At 59.4% G+C, this 20,467-nt stretch carries 20 protein-coding genes; 13 read left to right on the forward strand and 7 right to left on the reverse strand.

The genetic code is table 11. From position 1 onward, the window contains the following. Positions 1–85: 85 nt before the first annotated feature. Complete coding sequence (gene pyrE, locus FBY01_RS05510; RefSeq protein WP_010465206.1) at positions 86–730, reverse strand: orotate phosphoribosyltransferase; 645 nt, start codon at positions 728–730, stop codon at positions 86–88. Positions 731–812: 82 nt separating this feature from the next. Between pyrE and FBY01_RS05515 the strand changes: the two genes are divergently transcribed. Further along, on the forward strand, positions 813–1,592 hold the full coding sequence (locus FBY01_RS05515; RefSeq protein ID WP_007934608.1) for an exodeoxyribonuclease III: 780 nt from the start codon (positions 813–815) through the stop codon (positions 1,590–1,592). A 167-nt stretch (positions 1,593–1,759) separates the two neighbouring features. Here the strand turns inward: FBY01_RS05515 and FBY01_RS05520 are convergent, their stop codons facing one another. Continuing rightward, positions 1,760–2,128, reverse strand: a complete 369-nt coding sequence (locus tag FBY01_RS05520; RefSeq protein WP_102594927.1) for a DUF4870 domain-containing protein — start codon at positions 2,126–2,128, stop codon at positions 1,760–1,762. Positions 2,129–2,155: 27 nt separating this feature from the next. Further along, positions 2,156–2,878 (reverse strand): ribonuclease PH, encoded by a 723-nt coding sequence (rph, locus tag FBY01_RS05525; RefSeq protein ID WP_010465211.1) that lies wholly within the window; start codon positions 2,876–2,878, stop codon positions 2,156–2,158. Positions 2,879–3,158: 280 nt separating this feature from the next. Here rph and FBY01_RS05530 point away from each other — a divergent pair, with 280 nt between their 5' ends. From FBY01_RS05530 to FBY01_RS05555, 6 genes are all read left to right on the forward strand, one after another. Then, positions 3,159–4,022, forward strand: a complete 864-nt coding sequence (locus FBY01_RS05530; RefSeq protein WP_077748577.1) for a YicC/YloC family endoribonuclease — start codon at positions 3,159–3,161, stop codon at positions 4,020–4,022. Between the two features lie 12 nt (positions 4,023–4,034). Further along, on the forward strand, positions 4,035–4,655 hold the full coding sequence (gene gmk, locus FBY01_RS05535; RefSeq protein ID WP_145306562.1) for a guanylate kinase: 621 nt from the start codon (positions 4,035–4,037) through the stop codon (positions 4,653–4,655). Between the two features lie 167 nt (positions 4,656–4,822). Next, on the forward strand, positions 4,823–5,086 hold the full coding sequence (gene rpoZ / locus FBY01_RS05540) for a DNA-directed RNA polymerase subunit omega (RefSeq protein ID WP_007894670.1): 264 nt from the start codon (positions 4,823–4,825) through the stop codon (positions 5,084–5,086). Positions 5,087–5,143: 57 nt separating this feature from the next. Further along, a complete protein-coding gene (spoT, locus tag FBY01_RS05545) occupies positions 5,144–7,249 on the forward strand; it encodes a bifunctional GTP diphosphokinase/guanosine-3',5'-bis pyrophosphate 3'-pyrophosphohydrolase (RefSeq protein ID WP_010465218.1) in 2,106 nt (701 codons plus the stop codon). A gap of 24 nt (positions 7,250–7,273) precedes the next feature. Then, entirely contained in the window at positions 7,274–7,654 is a 381-nt protein-coding gene (locus tag FBY01_RS05550; protein WP_003229509.1) for a RidA family protein, read from the forward strand. A gap of 58 nt (positions 7,655–7,712) precedes the next feature. Beyond that, complete coding sequence (locus FBY01_RS05555) at positions 7,713–8,453, forward strand: hypothetical protein (RefSeq protein ID WP_010465226.1); 741 nt, start codon at positions 7,713–7,715, stop codon at positions 8,451–8,453. A 140-nt stretch (positions 8,454–8,593) separates the two neighbouring features. On the opposite strand, the gene FBY01_RS05565 is transcribed toward FBY01_RS05555, so the two are convergent. After that, a complete protein-coding gene (locus FBY01_RS05565; protein WP_145306560.1) occupies positions 8,594–9,451 on the reverse strand; it encodes an SDR family oxidoreductase in 858 nt (285 codons plus the stop codon). 189 nt (positions 9,452–9,640) lie between these two features. Here FBY01_RS05565 and exbB point away from each other — a divergent pair, with 189 nt between their 5' ends. The 6 genes from exbB (at position 9,641) to FBY01_RS05595 (ending at position 16,576) form a co-directional block, all read left to right on the forward strand. Continuing rightward, positions 9,641–10,609: a tonB-system energizer ExbB gene (exbB, locus tag FBY01_RS05570; protein WP_102594929.1), complete on the forward strand. Its 969-nt coding sequence runs from the start codon at positions 9,641–9,643 to the stop codon at positions 10,607–10,609. A 6-nt stretch (positions 10,610–10,615) separates the two neighbouring features. Further along, complete coding sequence (gene exbD, locus FBY01_RS05575) at positions 10,616–11,044, forward strand: TonB system transport protein ExbD (RefSeq protein ID WP_010465232.1); 429 nt, start codon at positions 10,616–10,618, stop codon at positions 11,042–11,044. After that, positions 11,041–11,796: an energy transducer TonB gene (locus tag FBY01_RS05580; RefSeq protein WP_010465234.1), complete on the forward strand. Its 756-nt coding sequence runs from the start codon at positions 11,041–11,043 to the stop codon at positions 11,794–11,796. Before exbD ends, FBY01_RS05580 begins: the two co-directional genes overlap by 4 nt. Positions 11,797–12,082: 286 nt before the next feature. Then, positions 12,083–13,012: a hydrogen peroxide-inducible genes activator gene (locus FBY01_RS05585; RefSeq protein ID WP_010465236.1), complete on the forward strand. Its 930-nt coding sequence runs from the start codon at positions 12,083–12,085 to the stop codon at positions 13,010–13,012. Positions 13,013–13,021: 9 nt separating this feature from the next. Beyond that, a complete protein-coding gene (gene recG / locus FBY01_RS05590) occupies positions 13,022–15,097 on the forward strand; it encodes an ATP-dependent DNA helicase RecG (protein ID WP_145306558.1) in 2,076 nt (691 codons plus the stop codon). A 78-nt stretch (positions 15,098–15,175) separates the two neighbouring features. Beyond that, complete coding sequence (locus FBY01_RS05595) at positions 15,176–16,576, forward strand: aminoacyl-tRNA deacylase and HDOD domain-containing protein (RefSeq protein ID WP_077748573.1); 1,401 nt, start codon at positions 15,176–15,178, stop codon at positions 16,574–16,576. Between the two features lie 96 nt (positions 16,577–16,672). On the opposite strand, the gene FBY01_RS05600 is transcribed toward FBY01_RS05595, so the two are convergent. The 3 genes from FBY01_RS05600 to FBY01_RS05610 form a co-directional block, all read right to left on the reverse strand. Then, positions 16,673–18,037, reverse strand: a complete 1,365-nt coding sequence (locus FBY01_RS05600; protein WP_145306556.1) for a hypothetical protein — start codon at positions 18,035–18,037, stop codon at positions 16,673–16,675. 262 nt (positions 18,038–18,299) lie between these two features. Next, entirely contained in the window at positions 18,300–19,652 is a 1,353-nt protein-coding gene (locus tag FBY01_RS05605) for a hypothetical protein (RefSeq protein ID WP_145306554.1), read from the reverse strand. A gap of 150 nt (positions 19,653–19,802) precedes the next feature. Then, positions 19,803–20,189 (reverse strand): helicase, encoded by a 387-nt coding sequence (locus FBY01_RS05610; protein ID WP_145306552.1) that lies wholly within the window; start codon positions 20,187–20,189, stop codon positions 19,803–19,805. Positions 20,190–20,467: the final 278 nt, after the last annotated feature.

The following is a 20,467-nucleotide window of genomic DNA, read 5'->3' on the forward strand; positions in this document are numbered from 1 at the left end:
TTGCCCGCGAAAGCGATCTGACAGTCCCATCATTGCTGAATGTGACGACGCCTTCGCGGGCAAGCCTCGCTCCTACAGGTCAGCGTTAGACGCCGTACTGGGCGCGGTACGCTTCTACGGCTGGCAGGTGCTGCTTGAGCTGCGGATCATCCGCCAGGAACTCCAGCACCTGGTTCAGCGACACAATGCTGATCACCGGAATGCCGAAATCACGCTCCACTTCCTGGATCGCCGACAACTCGCCGTTGCCACGCTCCTGACGGTTCAGGGCGATGAGCACGCCCTTGGCCTTGGCGCCGTCCTGGGAAGCGATGATTTGCATCACTTCACGGATCGCGGTGCCGGCGGTGATCACGTCGTCGATGATCAGCACGTCACCGGTCAACGGCGCGCCAACGAGACTGCCGCCTTCACCGTGGGCCTTGGCCTCTTTGCGGTTGAAGCACCACGGCAAATCACGGCCATGATGTTCGGCCAGCGCCACCGCAGTGGTCGCCGCCAGCGGGATGCCTTTGTACGCCGGGCCAAACAATACATCGAACGAAATACCGCTCTCGACGATGGCTGCCGCGTAGAAACGACCCAGCTGCGCAAGGGCCGAACCGGTATTGAACAGGCCGGCATTGAAGAAGTAAGGACTGGTGCGCCCGGACTTCAGGGTGAACTCGCCGAAGCGCAAAACGCCGCGATCGATGGCAAAACGAATGAAATCGCGCTGATACGCTTGCATGAAAAAAACCCCAAATACCACGGATTTAGCTAATTAGGTTGACGCCGTGTATCATACACGCACGCGATTTTTGGGGCCATTTATGCGGATCATCAGTGTGAACGTCAATGGTATTCAGGCTGCAGTGGAGCGAGGGTTGCTCAGTTGGCTGCAAGCACAGAATGCCGACGTCATCTGCCTGCAGGACACCCGCGCCTCCGCCTTTGAACTGGACGATCCAGCCTTCCAACTGGATGGCTACTTCCTTTATGCCTGCGAAGCCGAAGTTCCCGCCCAGGGTGGCGTGGCTTTGTATTCGCGGTTGCAACCGAAGGCAGTCATCAGCGGTCTCGGTTTCGAGACAGCCGACCGCTACGGGCGCTACCTGCAAGCCGATTTCGACAAGGTCAGCATCGCGACCTTGCTGCTCCCTTCGGGGCAGAACGGCGATGAAGACTTGAACCAGAAGTTCAAGCTAATGGACGATTTCGCCCGTTATCTGGATAAACAGCGACGCAAACGTCGCGAGTACATTTATTGTGGCTCGCTGTACGTGGCGCAACAGAAGCTGGATATCAAGAACTGGCGCGACAGCCAGCAATCCCCAGGCTTCCTGGCACCTGAACGTGCCTGGATGGACGAGATTGTCGGCAACATGGGCTATGTTGATGCCCTGCGTGAAGTCAGCCGTGAAGGCGACCAGTACAGCTGGTGGCCGGACAACGAACAGGCGGAAATGCTCAACCTCGGTTGGCGTTTCGACTACCAGTTGCTGACCCCTGGCCTGCGCCGTTTTGTTCGCAGCGCACGCCTGCCACGCCAGCCACGGTTCTCGCAACACGCACCACTGATCGTGGACTACGACTGGACGCTGACCATTTAAGCGTCTTTTCGCAGACGCAAAAAAGCCGACATCGCCGTCGGCTTTTTTGTGCGCGCCTCATTCCTGTAGGAGCGAGGCTTGCCCGCGAAGAACGATAACGCGTTGTTCCTGACAGACCGAGGCGCCTCAATTCGCGGGCAAGCCTCGCTCCTACGGGACAGCGGTGGCTACTTGATCAACCGCCAGGTGAACGGATACCGATACGGCACCCCTTCATTGGCTTTCACACCACCGATGATCGTCAGTACCAACGCACCAATCGCCACCAGGCCGAACAGGAAGAACCCGATGATCACCACCATCAGCAGGAAGCAGATGGCAGAGGCAATGGCGACGGTGATCTGAAAGTTCAGCGCCTCCTTGCCCTGGGCATCGACAAACGGGTCCATCTCGCGCTTCATCTGCCAGAGGATCAGCGGGCCGATCAACGTACCGAACGGAATCCAGATCCCCAGCAACGCGGACAAGTGACAAAACATCGCCCACTGCCGAACCTCTTTGCTCGGGATGGGAAGTAGTTGCTGCTCGTCACTCATGGTGTCCTCCTTGCGTGGAACATCCGATCAGTCGGCCAGTGCGGCCTTTTGCAGTTCGAAGATCTCGGTCATGCCTTTCTTCGCCAGTTCAAGCATAGCGTTCAGCTCTTCCGGCTGGAACGGCGCGCCTTCGGCAGTGCCCTGGACTTCGATGAAGCCGCCAGTGCTGGTCATCACCACGTTCAGGTCAGTCTCGGCAGCCGAGTCTTCCAGGTAGTCGAGGTCGAGCACAGGCTCGCCCTGGTACATGCCCACCGAAACGGCCGCGATCATTTGCTTGAGCGGGTCGCCACCTTTCAGGCCGCCGCGCTTCTTGATCACTTTCAAGGCATCGACCAGCGCAACCATGGCGCCGGTGATGGATGCGGTGCGGGTGCCACCGTCGGCCTGGATCACGTCGCAGTCGACGTACAGGGTGACGTCGCCCAGCTTGGACATGTCCAGCGAAGCACGCAGCGAGCGACCGATCAGACGCTGGATTTCCAGGGTGCGGCCGCCTTGCTTGCCACGGCTCGCTTCACGCTGGTTACGCTCGCCAGTGGCGCGCGGCAGCATGCCGTATTCCGCGGTCAACCAGCCTTGGCCCTGGCCCTTGAGGAAACGCGGTACGCCGTTCTCGACGCTGACCGTGCAGATGACTTTGGTATCACCGAATTCGACCAGTACAGATCCCTCGGCGTGTTTGGTGTAGTTGCGGGTAATGCGGATCGAGCGGAGCTGATCGGCAGCGCGACCACTTGGACGTTTCATAGGGAATACCTGTACGGAGGACGGAAAACTGCCGAGCATTATAGAGCCGCGCGCCAAGACTGGGCACTTCTAAAAAATCCGTCCGACGATTGAAGGCGCTGACTAGAGCTTAGAACAGCGCTTTACCGACGGCCTGCAGCCCTTTGTCACACCGTGTGTTTGGGCGCATCCGCCCCACTGCGCTACAATCCTGCGCCTTTGCTGCCTGTCGGCTTTAATTCACAGATATCGGGTCTCGCGAAACCTTTGGTAACGCAAACCTGAATTGCGAGGTACCTCCATGGTGCACAGCATGACCGCCTTCGCCCGCGTTGAAAAAGCCGGCGCCCAAGGCACCCTGAGCTGGGAATTGCGCTCGGTCAACAGCCGCTACCTGGAACCCCATTTGCGCCTGCCGGAGTCGTTTCGCGACCTCGAAGGTGCGGTCCGCGAAGCGCTGCGCCAGGGGATATCCCGGGGCAAGCTCGAATGCACTCTGCGCTTCACCGAAGAAAACACCGACAAACCCCTGCAAGTGGACCGCGAGCGCGCCGCGCAATTGGTCGCTGCCGCCGAGACCATCGCCGGCCTGATCAAGAATCCCGCCGCATTGAATCCGCTGGAAGTCCTGGCCTGGCCTGGCGTTCTGGTGGGCGACGCCGCTGACCCGCAAGCGTTGAATGCCGAAGCACTGGCGCTGTTCAATGAAGGTCTGAAAGAACTCAAGGCCGGCCGCGAGCGCGAAGGCGCGGAGCTGGCCCGGTTGATCAACGATCGCCTGACCTCCATCGAAGAAGATGTGGTGACCCTGCGCGAACTGGTCCCGCAGATGCTCGCCACCCAACGCCAGAAAGTCCTCGACCGCTTTGCCGACATGAAAGCCGAGATGGACCCGCAGCGACTCGAGCAGGAAATGGTCATGCTCGCGCAAAAGAGCGACGTCGCCGAAGAACTGGATCGCTTGAGCACTCACATCATTGAAGTTCGCCGGGTACTCAAATCCGGCGGCGCTGCCGGTCGGCGCCTGGACTTCCTGATGCAGGAGCTCAACCGCGAAGCCAATACACTGGGCTCCAAAGCCTTCGACCCGCGCAGCACCCAAGCGGCGGTCAACCTCAAAGTGTTGATCGAGCAGATGCGCGAACAAGTGCAGAATATTGAGTAAGGCAACCCCGACATGACCCACAGCACCGGCACCCTGTACATCATTTCCGCCCCTTCGGGCGCGGGCAAGAGCAGCCTGGTCAAGGCCCTGACCGACGCTGACCAGGAGATCCGCGTCTCGGTCTCCCACACCACCCGCGCCATGCGCCCCGGTGAAGTGAATGGCGTGAACTATCACTTCGTCGAACGCGGCGAGTTCGTGAAGATGATCGAGCACGGGGATTTCCTCGAGCGCGCCGAAGTGTTCGGCAACCTCTACGGCACTTCGCAAAGCCACCTGCAACAGACCCTGGACGAAGGCCACGACCTGATTCTGGAAATCGACTGGCAAGGTGCCGAGCAAGTGCGCAAGTTGATGCCGCAGGCCCGCTCGATCTTCATTCTGCCGCCCTCTCTCCAGGCCTTGCATCAGCGCCTGAACAATCGCGGCCAGGACAGTGACGAGGTCATTGAAGGCCGGATGCGCGAAGCCGTCAGCGAAATGAGCCACTACGTCGACTACGACTACCTGATCATCAACGACGATTTCGCCCACGCGCTGCGCGATTTACAGGCGATTTTCCGTGCCAATCAGCTGCATCAGAAGCGTCAGCAGCAGCGCAACGGAAAACTTTTGGCTGAATTGCTCGGCTAAACAGCCCTTCCCAAAACCGCTGCAAGGGCTTTACATTGGCACTTGCAGCGCGTTGAAGGGCTTGGTCAAAAAATCAGCGCTTCCCTAATCGCTGGTGATTTTTTAAACTGTTCAGTCCGCTCGCCCACCCGGGCAGCGCGCATATTGCATTCGCTCCGAGGAATACCATGGCCCGCGTAACCGTTGAAGACTGCCTGAACCACGTGGAAAACCGTTTTGAACTGGTCATGCTGTCCACCAAGCGTGCCCGTCAACTGGCCACCGGCGGCAAAGAGCCACTGGTACAGTGGGAAAACGACAAGCCTACCGTTGTAGCCTTGCGTGAAATCGCCGAAGGCCTGATGAGCTACGAGTTCATCGCCAATGCTGAAATCGTCGAAGACGAACCGCTGTTCGCAGCGTTCGAGGACGAGTCCAACGAGGCCGTCTAAGCCTATGCCTGGTCGACGTAGCACGGCGCGGGGTCACAGCGAACGGCAGGAGTCATCATGCCGAGCATAGACGCCCTCGCCGATCGCTTATCGACCTACCTCGGCAAGGACCAGGTCAACCTGGTCCGCCGAGCGTACTTCTACGCCGAACAAGCCCACGACGGCCAACGCCGCCGCAGCGGTGAGGCGTACGTCACGCATCCTCTTGCGGTGGCGAATATTCTTGCCGACATGCACATGGACCATCAGAGCCTGATGGCGGCGATGCTGCATGACGTGATCGAAGACACCGGTATTGCCAAGGAAGCGCTGCAAGCGCAGTTCGGCGAAACCGTGGCCGAACTGGTAGACGGGGTCAGCAAACTGACCCAGATGAACTTCGAGACCAAGGCCGAAGCACAAGCCGAAAACTTCCAGAAAATGGCCATGGCCATGGCGCGCGACATTCGCGTGATCCTGGTCAAGCTCGCCGACCGCCTGCACAACATGCGCACGCTGGAAGTCCTGTCCGGTGAAAAGCGTCGGCGGATCGCCAAGGAAACCCTGGAAATCTATGCGCCCATCGCCAACCGGCTGGGCATGCACGCCATCCGCATAGAATTCGAAGACCTCGGCTTCAAGGCCATGCACCCGATGCGTTCCGCACGGATCAACCAGGCCGTCAAACGCGCCCGGGGCAACCGCAAGGAAATCGTCAACAAGATCGAAGAATCCCTCAGCCACTGCCTGGCCATCGATGGCATCCAGGGCGAGGTCAGCGGTCGTCAGAAACACCTCTACGGCATCTACAAGAAAATGCGCGGCAAGCGTCGGGCCTTCAACGAGATCATGGACGTCTATGCGTTCCGGATCATCGTCGACAAGGTCGACACCTGCTACCGCGTGCTAGGCGCTGTGCATAATTTGTACAAACCGTTGCCGGGACGCTTCAAGGATTACATCGCGATCCCCAAGGCCAACGGCTACCAGTCGCTGCACACCACGCTGTTCGGCATGCACGGTGTTCCGATCGAGATCCAGATCCGCACCCGTGAAATGGAAGAGATGGCCAACAACGGCATCGCCGCCCATTGGCTGTACAAATCCAGCGGCGACGAGCAGCCAAAAGGCACTCACGCCCGCGCTCGCCAGTGGGTCAAAGGCGTGCTGGAAATGCAGCAACGGGCCGGCAACTCGCTGGAATTCATCGAGAGCGTGAAGATCGACCTGTTCCCGGACGAGGTCTACGTCTTCACGCCCAAAGGCCGGATCATGGAGCTGCCCAAAGGCTCCACGGCGGTCGACTTCGCTTACGCGGTGCACACCGACGTGGGCAACAGCTGCATCGCCTGCCGGATCAATCGTCGTCTCGCACCGCTGTCCGAACCGCTGCAAAGCGGCTCCACGGTCGAGATCGTCAGTGCTCCCGGTGCCCGGCCGAACCCGGCGTGGCTCAACTTCGTGGTCACGGGCAAGGCACGGACCCACATCCGCCATGCGCTGAAACTGCAACGCCGTTCCGAGTCCATCAGCCTGGGCGAGCGCCTGCTGAACAAAGTGCTCAATGGTTTCGACAGCTCGCTGGAAAAAGTACCGGCCGACCGCGTCAAGGCGATGCTCGCCGAATACCGTCTCGAACTGATCGAAGACTTGCTGGAAGACATCGGCCTGGGCAATCGAATGGCCTATGTAGTCGCCCGCCGCCTGCTTGGCGAAGGCGAACAGCTGCCAAGTCCGGAAGGCCCGCTGGCGATTCGCGGCACCGAAGGCCTGGTGCTCAGCTACGCCAAGTGCTGCACACCAATCCCGGGCGACCCGATTGTTGGTCACTTGTCCGCCGGCAAAGGCATGGTCGTGCACCTGGACAACTGCCGCAACATCAGCGAAATCCGTCACAACCCGGAAAAATGCATCCAGCTCTCGTGGGCCAAGGATGTCACCGGCGAATTCAACGTCGAGCTGCGCGTCGAACTGGAACATCAGCGCGGCCTGATCGCCCTGCTGGCCAGCAGCGTCAACGCGGCCGACGGCAATATCGAGAAAATCAGCATGGACGAACGCGATGGTCGCATCAGCGTGGTCCAACTGGTGGTCAGCGTGCACGACCGCGTACACCTGGCCCGCGTGATCAAGAAACTGCGTGCGTTGACCGGGGTGATCCGCATCACCCGCATGCGCGCCTAAGCCCACTATTACAAGGAGTCATTCATGACCAAGACTGTTATCACCAGCGACAAGGCCCCGGCCGCCATCGGTACTTACTCCCAGGCGATCAAGGCTGGCAACACCGTCTACATGTCGGGCCAGATTCCTCTGGACCCAAAAACCATGGAACTGGTTGAAGGCTTCGAAGCCCAGACCGTCCAGGTGTTCGAGAACCTCAAAGCCGTGGCCGAAGCCGCTGGCGGTTCGTTCAAGGACATCGTCAAACTGAACATCTTCCTCACCGACCTGAGCCACTTCGCCAAGGTCAACGAGATCATGGGCAAGTACTTTGACCAGCCATACCCTGCCCGCGCCGCCATCGGCGTAGCCGCCCTGCCAAAGGGTTCGCAGGTTGAAATGGATGCCATTCTGGTCATCGAGTAATACATCCGGCGCAGCCTTTTCAAGGTTGCGTCGACTTCGTTTCTGAAAGGATTCCACCATGCGCCATGCGCTAGCTCTCTCGCTGGTCGCCCTACTCTTGGGCGGTTGTGCCAGCAACCCTGCCGATCGTGACATCAGCGGCACCTGGATCAATCAGGTGGCGATCGACGCTGCGTCCAAAGGTGGCCCCCTGCGTGAAGCGCTCCAGGCTTATGGCCCGAACCTGGAATGGGACGTCAACACCAAGGCCGCTCAAGCCCGCTACACCAATGGTTTTGAAAACGTCGACGGCAAGCTGCTGGGCGAAGAGTCCGGCGCCTGGAAAGTCGACTTTTATGGCAGCTCCGCCAGCGAACTGAAGCGTGACGGCAAGCAACTGAGCCAGGCCGCCAGCGAAAACGAGCCGGAGCAGGTCTTTGACCGCGCGTTGATTCCGGTCCCGGATGGCGCACCGATTGGCGCGAGCTTCGAACGCGCGCTGTACACCGCCTACATGGGCGGCAGCTGGAAAATCGTCAACGGTCCGGGCGAAGGCAATACCGTGCAATTCCAGGCCGATGGCCAGGTTGCCGGACTGCCGGGTGCCGATCGATATGCCCTTTGCCTGGCGGGCGATTGCGCGTCGATGAGCGGCGGCAATGACAACATGTGGCTGCAAGTGAACGGCCAGGGCAATACCTGGATCTTTGCGCGCAAGGGCAAGGAACTGGAGATTCTGCAGGCAGTGAACACGGCTCAGGCGGATGAAATGCCTCAGTTCACGCCGGGTGATCGCAAGTGGTTGCTGGAAAAGCAGTAACCCGGCCCTGAAGCCAACGCAAAACCAATGTGGGAGCGAGCCTGCTCGCGATGAGGCCATAACAGCCAACGATGATGTTGAATGTTATGCCACCATCGCGAGCAGGCTCGCTCCCACATTTGGTTTGTGGTGATGGGAAGTCAGCAGCGGTCTTCGAGAATGGCGGCGTAGCCTTCTCGATAGCTTGGGTACTTCGGCGTCCAGCCTAGGGCCTTCGCCCTGGCATTGCTGCATTGCTTGCTGCCCGTGCGCCGTACGCTCGCGTCGTCAGCCCACTCGGTCACGCCCAGATATTCACGCAACCAGCCCACCACTTCGGCCAGCGGCGCTGGCGCGTCGTCGACACCGATGTAGACGTCATCCAACGCCATCCCGCGTCGATCCGCTTCAAGCAGAAACGCCATCAAGCCCGCCGCGTCATCGGCGTGGATGCGGTTGCCATACAGCGGCGGGTCAACCGCCACGCGATAGCCACGACGCACTTGAGTCAGCAGCCATTCGCGGCCCGGGCCGTAGATGCCAGTCAAGCGCACGATGCTTGCCGGGATGCCGCTCTGGAGCGCCACTTTCTCGGCCTCCAGCATCAATCGACCCGAGTAGCCTGATACAAGGGTCGGCGAAGTCTCGTCGACCCACTCGCCCTCCTGCTGCCCATACACACTGCTGCTGGAAACAAACAGCAGGCGATTCGGTACCTGCCCGTAGTCGTCGAGCCACTCCAGCACATGCTCCAACCCCTCGACATACGCGGCGCGATAACCGGCTTCATCGTGATTGGTCGCGGCCGCACAATAAACGAGGTAATCCACGGCACCGATTGGCCACGTCTCAGGACAGTCCTTATCGAACAAGTCGCCGGCAACGCCAATGACCCCCTCGGGCAGGCGCGAGACGTCCCGCCTCAGGCCATGAACCTCCCACCCGGAAGCCATCAATTGCGTGGCCAAACGACCGCCGACATCACCACAGCCGGCGATCAACACAGAAGGCGCAGACATCAGAAAACTCCCATCAGAAAGGCAAAGACTAGCGCCGACAATGGACGAGCGGCTAGCAATGAAGGAAAAAAAGATACTCTATTACTTTTGTTAACAAGAATTACTTGCAATAATGCACGCCACTTTTGTTCTCGGCCTTACGAGGCCTGGAAGAGCATTTACCGTTTTTCTATTTCAGGTCCGGCCAGCATGACACGCAATCAATTCCCCGCTTCGCCAACCAAACGACCTCGCGCCTGGAGCGCAGTGGCCGCCCTGCTGCTCAGCCTGATGCTGGCACCGACCGCCGCTTTCGCTGACGTACAAGCTCCGGCCACTACGGCCGCCGCCGCTGCTCCAGCCCCGGCTGATCATGCCGCCCCCGCCGTTGCACCCGCCGCAACCGACCCGGCTCAGGCAGTAGATGCCGAAGACGTCCCTGAAGTTCTCGAAGCCGACAACACCCTGGGCATGGCCCACGACCTGTCGCCTTGGGGCATGTACCAGAACGCCGACATTATCGTAAAAATCGTGATGATCGGTCTGGCCATCGCCTCGATCATCACCTGGACCATCTGGATCGCCAAGGGCTTCGAGCTGATGGGCGCCAAGCGGCGTCTGCGCACTGAAATCGTCCACCTGAAAAAAGCCACCACCCTTAAAGAAGCCAGCGCCACCGCCACGAAGCAAGGCACCCTCGCCAACCTGCTGGTGCATGACGCCTTGGAAGAGATGCGATTGTCTGTCAACAGCCGCGAGAAAGAAGGCATCAAGGAACGTGTTGCCTTCCGTCTCGAGCGTCTGGTTGCAGCCTGCGGTCGCAACATGAGCAGCGGCACCGGCGTGCTCGCCACCATCGGTTCCACCGCGCCGTTCGTGGGCCTGTTCGGCACCGTGTGGGGCATCATGAACAGCTTCATCGGCATCGCCAAAACCCAGACCACCAACCTCGCCGTCGTCGCCCCCGGCATCGCCGAAGCCCTGCTGGCCACCGCGCTGGGTCTGGTTGCGGCGATTCCTGCTGTTGTGATCTACAACGTCTTCGCCCGCTCCATCGCTGGCTACAAGGCGCAAGTGTCCGATGCCTCGGCTGAAGTCCTGCTGCTGGTCAGCCGCGACCTCGATCACCTGCCGACCGCCGAGCGCTCCGCGCAACCCCACATGGTCAAAGTAGGGTAATCAGCCATGGGCTTGCATTTGAAAGAAGGCGCAGACGACGATCTGGCCGAGAACCATGAAATCAACGTCACGCCGTTCATCGACGTGATGCTGGTGCTGTTGATCATCTTCATGGTGGCCGCTCCGTTGGCCACCGTGGACATCAAGGTCGACCTGCCCGCCTCCAGCGCCAAACCGGCGCCGCGGCCAGAGAAGCCGGTGTTCCTCAGCGTCAAGGCTGACCAGCGCCTGTTCCTCGGTGAAGACGAAGTGAAGGCCGAAGCACTTGGCGCCACCCTCGACGCCAGGACCCAGGGCAAGAAAGACACGACGATCTTCTTCCAGGCCGATAAAGGCGTGGATTACGGCGACCTGATGAGCGTGATGGACAACCTGCGCTCCGCCGGTTACCTGAAGGTAGGTCTGGTCGGGCTCGAGACGGCAGTCAAGAAATGATCACGACGCGCCATAAGCTGACGCGTTACAGCGCGAGCCTGGCCGTGGTGCTGGGCGTCCATGCACTGGCTATTGCGCTGGCGCTGAACTGGACGTCGCGCCCACCCATCGAGCTGCCTCCGCAGGCGATGATGGTCGAGTTGGCGCCGGTTCCGGCCCCACCACCGCCGGCACCGCCGAAGGTGATAACGCCGCCACAGCCACCGGCCCCGGTGGAAGAACTGCCGATCCCGAAACTGGCTGAAGTGCCGAAGGCCGAGATCGTTGTGCCGAAGCCGGTCAAACCCAAGCCGAAGCCGAAGCCGCAACCACCCAAGCCTGTGGAGAAAAAGCCGGAGCCGCCGAAGGAGAAACCGTCCGAGGAGAAGCCTAGCGACGCACAACCGACCCAGGCACCGACGGAGAAATCCGCGCAACCAGCACCGGGCCCATCGCCTGCACAACAGGCTGCCAAGGCCAGCTGGGAAGGCACTTTGCTCGCGCACTTGGGCAAGTACAAAAAGTACCCGGTGAGTGCACAGAATCGGGGCAAGCAAGGCACCAACCGTCTGCGCTTCATCGTTGATGGCGAAGGTAATGTGTTGTCGTACGAACTGGTGAGCCGCTCAGGCACCGCCGATCTGGACCGCGCTACCCTGGAAATGATCCGCCTCGCCCAACCGCTGCCCAAGCCACCGGCGGACATGCTGACCAATGGCACCATCGAAATCACGGCGCCGTTCCTCTACTCACTGGAAAAACGCCGCCGCTAAACGCAACACAAAACCATTGCAGGAGTGAGCCCGCTCGCGATCAGGCCACCACATTCAACCTTTTCGGTGAATGTAATACCGCTATCGCGAGCAGGCTCAGTCCTACAGGGGTCTCCTCCAGCAGGAAAGTCCATGATCATGCAGAGAAGGCACCCAAAGGTGCCTTTTGTGTATCTGCCAGCGGCAAACCGGCATTACCCAGTGTCACTCTGCACACTCACTCTGATAACGTGCGTCTATCGATTGCAGCCGTTATGCTTGGCGCGCAACTTCATGGACGCTTGCTATGACTCTCACAGAATTACGCTACATCGTTACCCTCGCCCAAGAGCAGCATTTCGGCCACGCGGCCGAGCGTTGCCATGTCAGCCAGCCGACCCTGTCGGTGGGCGTGAAAAAGCTTGAAGACGAACTCGGTGTGCTGATTTTCGAGCGCAGCAAGAGTGCCGTGCGCCTGACTCCGGTCGGTGAAGGCATCGTTGCCCAGGCGCAGAAAGTCCTGGAACAGGCCCAAGGCATTCGCGAACTGGCCCAGGCAGGCAAAAACCAGCTGACCGCTCCGCTGAAAGTCGGCGCGATCTACACCGTCGGCCCGTACCTGTTTCCGCACCTGATTCCACAACTGCACCGGGTTGCCCCGCAGATGCCGTTGTACATCGAAGAAAACTTCACCCACGTACTGCGCGACAAACTGCGCAACGGCGAGCTCGACGCAATCATCATCGCCCTGCCGTTCAACGAAGCCGACGTGCTGACCCTGCAGCTCTACGACGAGCCGTTCTACGTGCTGATGCCGGCCCAGCACCCGTGGACGCAAAAAGAATCCATCGACGCCAGCCTGCTCAACGACAAGAGCCTGCTGCTGCTCGGCGAAGGCCACTGCTTCCGCGATCAAGTGCTGGAAGCCTGCCCGACCCTGGCCAAAGGCAACGACGGTGCCAAGCACACCACGGTGGAATCCAGCTCGCTGGAAACCATCCGCCACATGGTCGCGTCCGGCCTGGGTATTTCGATCCTGCCGCTGTCGGCCGTCGACAGCCATCACTACGCCCCCGGCGTGATCGAAGTGCGCCCACTGACGCCTCCGGTACCGTTCCGCACCGTGGCCATTGCGTGGCGCGCCAGCTTCCCGCGTCCGAAAGCCATCGAGATCCTCGCTGACTCCATTCGCCTGTGCTCGGTGGCCAAGCCGCAAGCACCGGTGGTTGCGGCCTAAGTCGCTGCCATGACCGAGTTGTCGCAAGTGTCGGTCACGGCACTCAAGGGTGTCGGCGAGGCCATGGCCGAGAAACTGGCCAAGGTCGGCCTGGAGAATCTCCAGGACGTGCTGTTCCACCTGCCGCTGCGTTATCAGGACCGCACTCGCGTGGTCCCGATCAGCCATTTGCGACCGGGCCAGGACGCCGTGATCGAAGGCACCGTCAGCGGCGCCGACGTGGTCATGGGCCGTCGCCGCAGCCTCGTCGTGCGTCTGCAGGACGGCACCGGCGGGCTCAGTCTGCGCTTCTACCATTTCAGCAACGCCCAGAAAGAAGGCCTCAAACGCGGCACGCGGATTCGCTGCTACGGCGAAGCCCGGCCCGGTGCGTCGGGGTTGGAAATCTACCACCCGGAATACCGCGCCATCACCGGCGACGAGCCACCGCCGGTGGATGAAACCCTGACCCCGGTCTACCCGCTCACCGAAGGCCTGACCCAGCAGCGCTTGCGCCAACTGTGCATGCAAACCCTGACCATGCTCGGCCCGACCAGCCTGCCCGACTGGCTGCCGACCGAACTGGCCCGGGACTATCAACTCGCGCCGCTGGCCGATGCGATCCGCTACCTGCATCACCCGCCCGCCGATGCCGATGTCGACGAACTTGCCCTCGGCCATCACTGGGCTCAGCACCGTCTGGCCTTTGAAGAACTGCTGACCCATCAGCTATCCCAGCAACGTCTGCGCGAAAGCATGCGCTCCCTGCGCGCGCCGGCGATGCCGAAAGCCACCAAACTGCCGGCGCAATACCTGGCCAATCTGGGTTTTACGCCAACCGGCGCACAGCAACGAGTCGGCAACGAAATCGCCTACGACCTGAGCCAGCACGAACCGATGCTTCGGCTGATTCAGGGCGACGTCGGCGCGGGTAAAACCGTGGTCGCGGCCCTCGCCGCGCTTCAGGCGTTGGAGGCCGGTTACCAGGTCGCCTTGATGGCGCCCACCGAAATCCTCGCCGAGCAGCACTTCATCACCTTCAAGCGCTGGCTCGAACCGCTGGGCATTGAAGTCGCGTGGCTGGCCGGCAAGCTCAAGGGCAAAAACCGCGTGGCCGCGCTGGAGCAGATCGCCAATGGCGCACCTATGGTGGTCGGCACTCACGCGTTGTTCCAGGAGGAAGTGCAGTTCAAGAACCTTGCACTGGCAATCATCGACGAACAGCACCGCTTTGGCGTGCAGCAGCGCCTGGCATTGCGGCAGAAAGGCGTCGGCGGGCGGATGTGTCCGCATCAGCTGATCATGACCGCCACGCCGATTCCACGAACGCTGGCCATGAGCGCCTACGCCGACCTCGACACCTCGATCCTCGACGAACTGCCGCCCGGCCGAACCCCGGTCAACACGGTATTGGTCACCGATACCCGGCGTGTCGAAGTCATTGAGCGCGTGCGCGGCGCCTGCGCCGAAGGGCGTCAGGCCTATTGGGTGTGCACGCTGATTGAAGAATCCGAAGAGCTGACCTGCCAGGCCGCCGAAACCACTTACGAAGACCTCACCGCCGCGCTCGGCGAGCTGAAGGTCGGCCTGATCCACGGCCGCATGAAGCCCGCGGAAAAAGCCGCCGTCATGGCCGAATTCAAGGCCGGCAATTTGCAGCTGCTGGTTGCGACCACCGTGATCGAAGTCGGCGTCGATGTGCCGAACGCCAGCCTGATGATCATTGAAAACCCCGAGCGCCTCGGCCTCGCGCAGTTGCACCAATTGCGCGGCCGCGTCGGTCGAGGCAGCGCCGCCAGCCATTGCGTGCTGCTCTACCATCCGCCGCTGTCGCAGATCGGCCGTCAGCGCCTGGGCATCATGCGTGAAACCAACGACGGTTTTGTCATCGCCGAAAAGGACCTCGAACTGCGCGGCCCCGGCGAAATGCTCGGCACTCGTCAGACCGGCCTGCTGCAATTCAAGGTCGCCGACCTGATGCGCGACGCCGATCTATTGCCCGCCGTGCGCGACGCCGCCCAGGCATTGCTGGAGCGCTGGCCGGATCACGTCAGCCCGCTGCTCGACCGCTGGCTGCGCCATGGGCAGCAATACGGCCAAGTGTGAGCACCGTCGCAGTTTGTGGACGATGCTTTTAAACAAGCTGGTTATACTCCTGCAATTGTTTGAATACGGATACAGACCATGACTGAAGCTGCCCTCGCCCCGGAACCCCTGCACGCTCCGTCTGTTATTCGGTTGCTGCTGGGCAAATTGGGCATTGCCTACGAAGAAGTCCTCGATCACCACGGCCTCAACGCCTCGCGCAAAGTGCAGGCGGTATTGGTGGACGACGCCGTCGGTGCCTTGATGGTGCTGTTCCCGCAAAGCCAGTTGCTTGACCTCAATCGCCTCGCCGAATTGACCGGTCGCCGCCTCACCGCCGTGCCCACCGAACGCCTGGTGAAAATGCTCGGCAAGCACAACCTGAGCCTGCTGCCTGGCCTGCCGGCGCTGACCAGTTCGCCGTGCCTGTACGAAGAAAGCCTGCTGCGCGAACCGAAGTTGCTGATCAACTCGGGCGAGCCGGGCCTGCTGCTGGAAATCACCAGCGAAGATTTCAAAAGCATGCTGACCAAGGCCAGCGCCGCCAACTTCGGCGAGAACCTGACCAGCATCCGCCCCAACCTCGACCGCCCCGACGATGACCGCGAGGAAATCACCCAGGCCGTCCAGGCGTTCACCGCACGACGCATCCAGCAACGCCTGGAAGCCACCATCGAAATTCCGCCGCTGGCCGAGACCGCGCAGAAAATCATCAAGCTGCGCGTCGACCCCAACGCCACCATCGACGACATCACCGGCGTGGTCGAAACCGACCCGGCGCTGGCCGCCCAAGTCGTCAGCTGGGCCGCGTCGCCGTACTACGCCTCGCCGGGCAAAATTCGTTCAGTGGAAGACGCGATCGTGCGCGTCCTGGGTTTCGACCTGGTGATCAACCTGGCGCTGGGCCTGGCCCTGGGCAAAACCCTGAGCCTGCCCAAAGACCACCCGCAACACACCACGCCGTACTGGCAGCAATCGATCTACACCGCCGCCGTCATCGAAGGCCTGACCCGCGCCATGCCCCGCGCCCAGCGCCCGGAAGCCGGCCTGACCTACCTCGCCGGCCTGCTGCACAACTTCGGCTACCTGCTGCTGGCCCACGTCTTCCCGCCGCACTTCTCGCTGATCTGCCGTCACCTGGAAGTTAACCCGCACCTGTGCCACAGCTACGTCGAGCAACACCTGCTCGGCATCAGCCGCGAACAAATTGGTTCGTGGCTGATGCGCTACTGGGACATGCCCGACGAACTGGCCACTGCGTTGCGCTTCCAGCACGACCCAAGCTACGACGGTGCCTACGCTGAATACCCGAACCTCGTCTGCCTGGCCGTACGCCTGCTGCGCAGCCGCGGCATCGGCTCCGGTCCGGACGAAGACATCCCCGACGCATTGCTGGAACGCGTAGGCCTGACTCGCGACAAAGCCAACGACGTCGTCAGCAAAGTCCTCGAAGCCGAAGTCCTGCTGCGCGAACTCGCTTCGCAATTCAGCCAAGCCTAAAAGCACCACGGGCAAGCCCACTCCCACAGGATTCACGCAATCCCTGTAGGAGCGAGGCTTGCCCGCGAGGAATCCAACTCGGTCTATCTGAGCTTCTCAAACCAAGTAGCGCGCAACAAACCCGCCAAAACGCTTATGCCATGGGGTGGAGTCGCGCCAGAGGTGGCCACACAGTACGATTCGGCCATCCGCCATGATCGCCATGTCCTTTACGGATTCATAAACATACTCAAGGTCGAAAACGACCCAGCCCCGAAGATTAAACGTCGGATCCAGGGTGCCGTCAGAGAGATACCGCGCAGTCACCCCTACCAATTGCTCCCCGACAAAGCCATCACCGCGGCTGCCGGCGACTACAATCGCTCCGTTTGCCTGCCAGGAACATCGCTTCCAAGCCAGACCTTCAGGCAGCATGTCCGAATATAACGGCATTCCCCTGTTAAAGACCCGATTGAAAGATCCGCTGGAGTTCAGGACGACGATCATCCCGTATCGCAAACTGCCACGCCGCACATCACCAACCGCAACGATCCCGCCATCACTTTCTCTAACAGAGATTGCATTCATAAAAAACAATCGATAAGCGGGATCAGAAATGGTTACCGGAACACCTTCATTAAAGCTGGCATCCACCTGACCCTCGGCGTCGAACCGCATGACATACCCGCCTCTGGAGTTATCCGAATCATTGGTGTAATAACCAGAGACCAATACTTTTCCATCTACCTGCACGGCAATAGCGTCGACCTGATTCCGATTATGCACCACGCCTGGAAGCTCAACGATTGCAGAGCCAACACCATTAAAAGTTTTATCGGTAGTGCCGTCTGAATTAAGTCTTAGTACAAGCCCTTTCGAAATACCGGGGCCAGGCGAAATGCTAGCAGTAAAGAAGATTTTACCGTTTGACTGTGCAACTGCGGAGTAGCCGGAATTGCCCGCCCGCTCAGGTTCCACTTCGGCCCCCTTCTCGCCATCCCGATGCAAAATATCCGCCTTCACCCTCAACTGCTCGGGATTGCCAATTTCATTGTAGGGAATGAAACGCCCACCGCGAACACCGAACGACTCTTCCAGAGTGCCATCCTGGCGCTGCCGTACAAACGCCAATCCGTCAGAATTTTTTGAGGTGTATTGGCCGTAAGTCACCCATCCCCCATCAGATAAAGGAATGAGCCCGAATATGGGATACACATAGGTATCCTCGAAGATCACGCGCACCACGCCGTTTTGTTCAACGCCAAATGTAGTGTCAAGCGCTCCATTCTCATTTAGACGCGCTACTGTAAACGAGCGCTCTCCCATGTATGGTTCGACGGCAATAAGCAACTTGCCCTCAGGTAGTGCGAGAATGGCCGACGAAATGGCCCCGGTAGTGCCAATCGGCACAGTTATTGAACCTTGATCACCAAACTCCGGGTCTAGACTCCCCGCGCTTTTCTTTACTTGTCGCTGATTCATGATTTTGCCCTACCAATATTTGAGTGAAGGTCCTTAATGGACTTCTCACATCAGTAGAGCAGTCAGTGGCACCCTCAAACACCTGTCATAAATAACAGTATTGCTGTCTTTGAGAGACACTCTTATGACGCACGGAGCCAATGTTTCGCAATTCAGCCAAGCCTAAAAGCATCGCGGGCAAGCCCACTCCCACAGGATTCACGCAATCCCTGTAGGAGCGAGGCTTGCCCGCGAAGAATCCAACTCGGTCTATCTGAGTGAATCAAGCCAGATAGCGCAACATCCATCCGCCCTTGAAGGTCGGCAAAGGTTCACCGTCTCCCCACAAGCTTCCGCAAATAACAATGCGTCCATCAGCCATTAATGCCATGTCCAAAGCGTGCTCAAACCCTTTCTCACCGTCAAAAACAGCAAAGCCTTTACCGGCATTGAATGTCATGTCCAATGAGCCGTCAGAAAGATAACGCGCCGTCACCACTGCCATCTCCTCAGAGACGAAGCCTTGCCCGGTGCTTCCGGTGACACTGATTGATCCATTAGCGTGCAACGCACAGCGCGCCCAATCCTGCCCCTGCGGCACCAACTCAGAAAAAAGGGCCCGTCCGTTGTTAAAAGGAAGATTGTAGGACCCACTCTTGTTTAAAACGACGATCACCCCGTTTTGAACGTCCTTCTCTCGCGAATTCCCCACCGCAACAATCCTGCCGTCACTTTCTCTAACCGTGATGGCGCTCAACATCATCCAGCGAGGACTCGGAATGGTCACCGCAAGGCCGCCATTAAACGTGCGGTCTACTTGTCCCAGTGAGTTGAAGCAAGTTACGAAGGCTCCCATGGATTCGTCCTGTTTCACGTACATGCCAGTCACCAATATCTGGCCGTCCGCCTGAACCGCAACACCTTCGGCACCGCTCCATTCATGCTCGACACCTGGGAGTTCGACAATCGCGAAGCCAGTCCCGGCAAACGTCAGATCGGGCGAGCCGTCTGAATTACGCCGCAGCACAATTCCCTTCGGTTTTCCGGAAGTGTTGATAACGGAACTGACCAGCACGATCTTGCCATCCGACTGCTCAACCACAGAGACTCCGCTGTGGCCAGAGACCCGGGAGCGTCCTGCCGACGTCTTTTCGCCATGGCGGCCAGCAACCTCCAGCGTCACCCCACTGTGCTGGGGACTACCCAAATCATCATAAGGAATGAAGAGTTTTCCATCGCCATTCAAGGACGTATCCAGTCGGCCATCCTGAAACTGCCGCACGATGAGCAAACCGCCACCGCTGAACGATATGTATTGGCCAACGATCAGCCACCCACCATTAGCCAGAGGCGTGAGCCCGAATACATAGATGTCACTATCTTCGAAAGGCACTTCAACAAAGCCACGCTGCGCAGTGCCAAATGAGCGATCCAGCGTCCCGTCTTCATTCAGCCGCGCAACTATGACCGGAACGTTGAACGCTGTAGGCCTCATGACAACAAGCGTTTTGTTGTCATCCAATGGGAGAACCGCATCGGGGAATCCGTACACTTCAGAGAGCGGAAAGTCCAAAACACCAGAACCGTTAAATGTCGGATCGAGGCTTCCTGAGTTGGCTGGTTTCAGCTGGATCATGATCTTGCTCCATCAAGGTGAGTGGAGTCCGCTATGGACCTCCCTCCCCGAGTAGAGCATTCACAGTCACCCTATCGCGCCTGTAAAAACTGACAGTTCTATTGTCCTCTTGAGCCTAAATGATGACAGCGTGAGCCAGCACTGGATTTATCAACGAACAGCAGCAGGCTTCTTCTTCGGCTTCAAATACTTGGTCAACCCCTGAAACCAGATCACCAACGCCGGATTGCCCTTGATCTGAATCGACTTGTCCTGAATCCCCGTCATAAACGCCAACTGCTTGTTCTTCGCCTGCATCGTGGCAAAGCCATACGTTGCGTCTTTAAAGGCAATCGCAAACGCCGGCTCGGCATACACGCCCGACTTGCTGGTAATGCGCTGATCCTTCACAAAGAAATGCCGCGCCACCTTCCCGTCCTGGGTCTGTAGCTGAAACACCAATTCCTTGTCACCCAACTGCTGCTGAAAAGCAGGATTAGTCCGACTGGCCTTACCCATCAACAAACCCAGCATCCACAGTAGAAAACGAAATTTCATGCGCACAGCCTCAAGAGAAAAGTGAACGGCCGGCGCAGTGTAGCGGCTTCAAGCGAGAACGCCACTGTTGTGCAGCGATAGAAGAAGATGCCGTGGTTTTTGACGCTGATGACTACCAAGTCATTGACGAAACGAGGGTGTTTAAAAGCGTGGAAATTTTGAGCTTTCTACGCTCGACTCCCTCGGATATTTCCTTCAACACGTGGTGTTGTTCGTGAACTAGGCAGTCTTGGGCTTCGTCGATAGGCTTTGTTCGTCGCCGCAAAATCGGTGACACG

Source organism: Pseudomonas sp. SJZ077, from assembly GCF_007993905.1.
GTDB lineage: Bacteria > Pseudomonadota > Gammaproteobacteria > Pseudomonadales > Pseudomonadaceae > Aquipseudomonas > Aquipseudomonas mandelii.

Bases quoted from the DNA above. Each gene is read 5' to 3' on its own strand.
- pyrE (WP_010465206.1), bottom strand. From the start codon at position 730: ATGCAAGCGTATCAGCGCGATTTCATTCGTTTTGCCATCGATCGCGGC.
- FBY01_RS05515 (WP_007934608.1), top strand. From the start codon at position 813: ATGCGGATCATCAGTGTGAACGTCAATGGTATTCAGGCTGCAGTGGAG.
- FBY01_RS05520 (WP_102594927.1), bottom strand. From the start codon at position 2,128: ATGAGTGACGAGCAGCAACTACTTCCCATCCCGAGCAAAGAGGTTCGG.
- rph (WP_010465211.1), bottom strand. From the start codon at position 2,878: ATGAAACGTCCAAGTGGTCGCGCTGCCGATCAGCTCCGCTCGATCCGC.
- FBY01_RS05530 (WP_077748577.1), top strand. From the start codon at position 3,159: ATGGTGCACAGCATGACCGCCTTCGCCCGCGTTGAAAAAGCCGGCGCC.
- gmk (WP_145306562.1), top strand. From the start codon at position 4,035: ATGACCCACAGCACCGGCACCCTGTACATCATTTCCGCCCCTTCGGGC.
- rpoZ (WP_007894670.1), top strand. From the start codon at position 4,823: ATGGCCCGCGTAACCGTTGAAGACTGCCTGAACCACGTGGAAAACCGT.
- spoT (WP_010465218.1), top strand. From the start codon at position 5,144: ATGCCGAGCATAGACGCCCTCGCCGATCGCTTATCGACCTACCTCGGC.
- FBY01_RS05550 (WP_003229509.1), top strand. From the start codon at position 7,274: ATGACCAAGACTGTTATCACCAGCGACAAGGCCCCGGCCGCCATCGGT.
- FBY01_RS05555 (WP_010465226.1), top strand. From the start codon at position 7,713: ATGCGCCATGCGCTAGCTCTCTCGCTGGTCGCCCTACTCTTGGGCGGT.
- FBY01_RS05565 (WP_145306560.1), bottom strand. From the start codon at position 9,451: ATGTCTGCGCCTTCTGTGTTGATCGCCGGCTGTGGTGATGTCGGCGGT.
- exbB (WP_102594929.1), top strand. From the start codon at position 9,641: ATGACACGCAATCAATTCCCCGCTTCGCCAACCAAACGACCTCGCGCC.
- exbD (WP_010465232.1), top strand. From the start codon at position 10,616: ATGGGCTTGCATTTGAAAGAAGGCGCAGACGACGATCTGGCCGAGAAC.
- FBY01_RS05580 (WP_010465234.1), top strand. From the start codon at position 11,041: ATGATCACGACGCGCCATAAGCTGACGCGTTACAGCGCGAGCCTGGCC.
- FBY01_RS05585 (WP_010465236.1), top strand. From the start codon at position 12,083: ATGACTCTCACAGAATTACGCTACATCGTTACCCTCGCCCAAGAGCAG.
- recG (WP_145306558.1), top strand. From the start codon at position 13,022: ATGACCGAGTTGTCGCAAGTGTCGGTCACGGCACTCAAGGGTGTCGGC.
- FBY01_RS05595 (WP_077748573.1), top strand. From the start codon at position 15,176: ATGACTGAAGCTGCCCTCGCCCCGGAACCCCTGCACGCTCCGTCTGTT.
- FBY01_RS05600 (WP_145306556.1), bottom strand. From the start codon at position 18,037: ATGAATCAGCGACAAGTAAAGAAAAGCGCGGGGAGTCTAGACCCGGAG.
- FBY01_RS05605 (WP_145306554.1), bottom strand. From the start codon at position 19,652: ATGATCCAGCTGAAACCAGCCAACTCAGGAAGCCTCGATCCGACATTT.
- FBY01_RS05610 (WP_145306552.1), bottom strand. From the start codon at position 20,189: ATGAAATTTCGTTTTCTACTGTGGATGCTGGGTTTGTTGATGGGTAAG.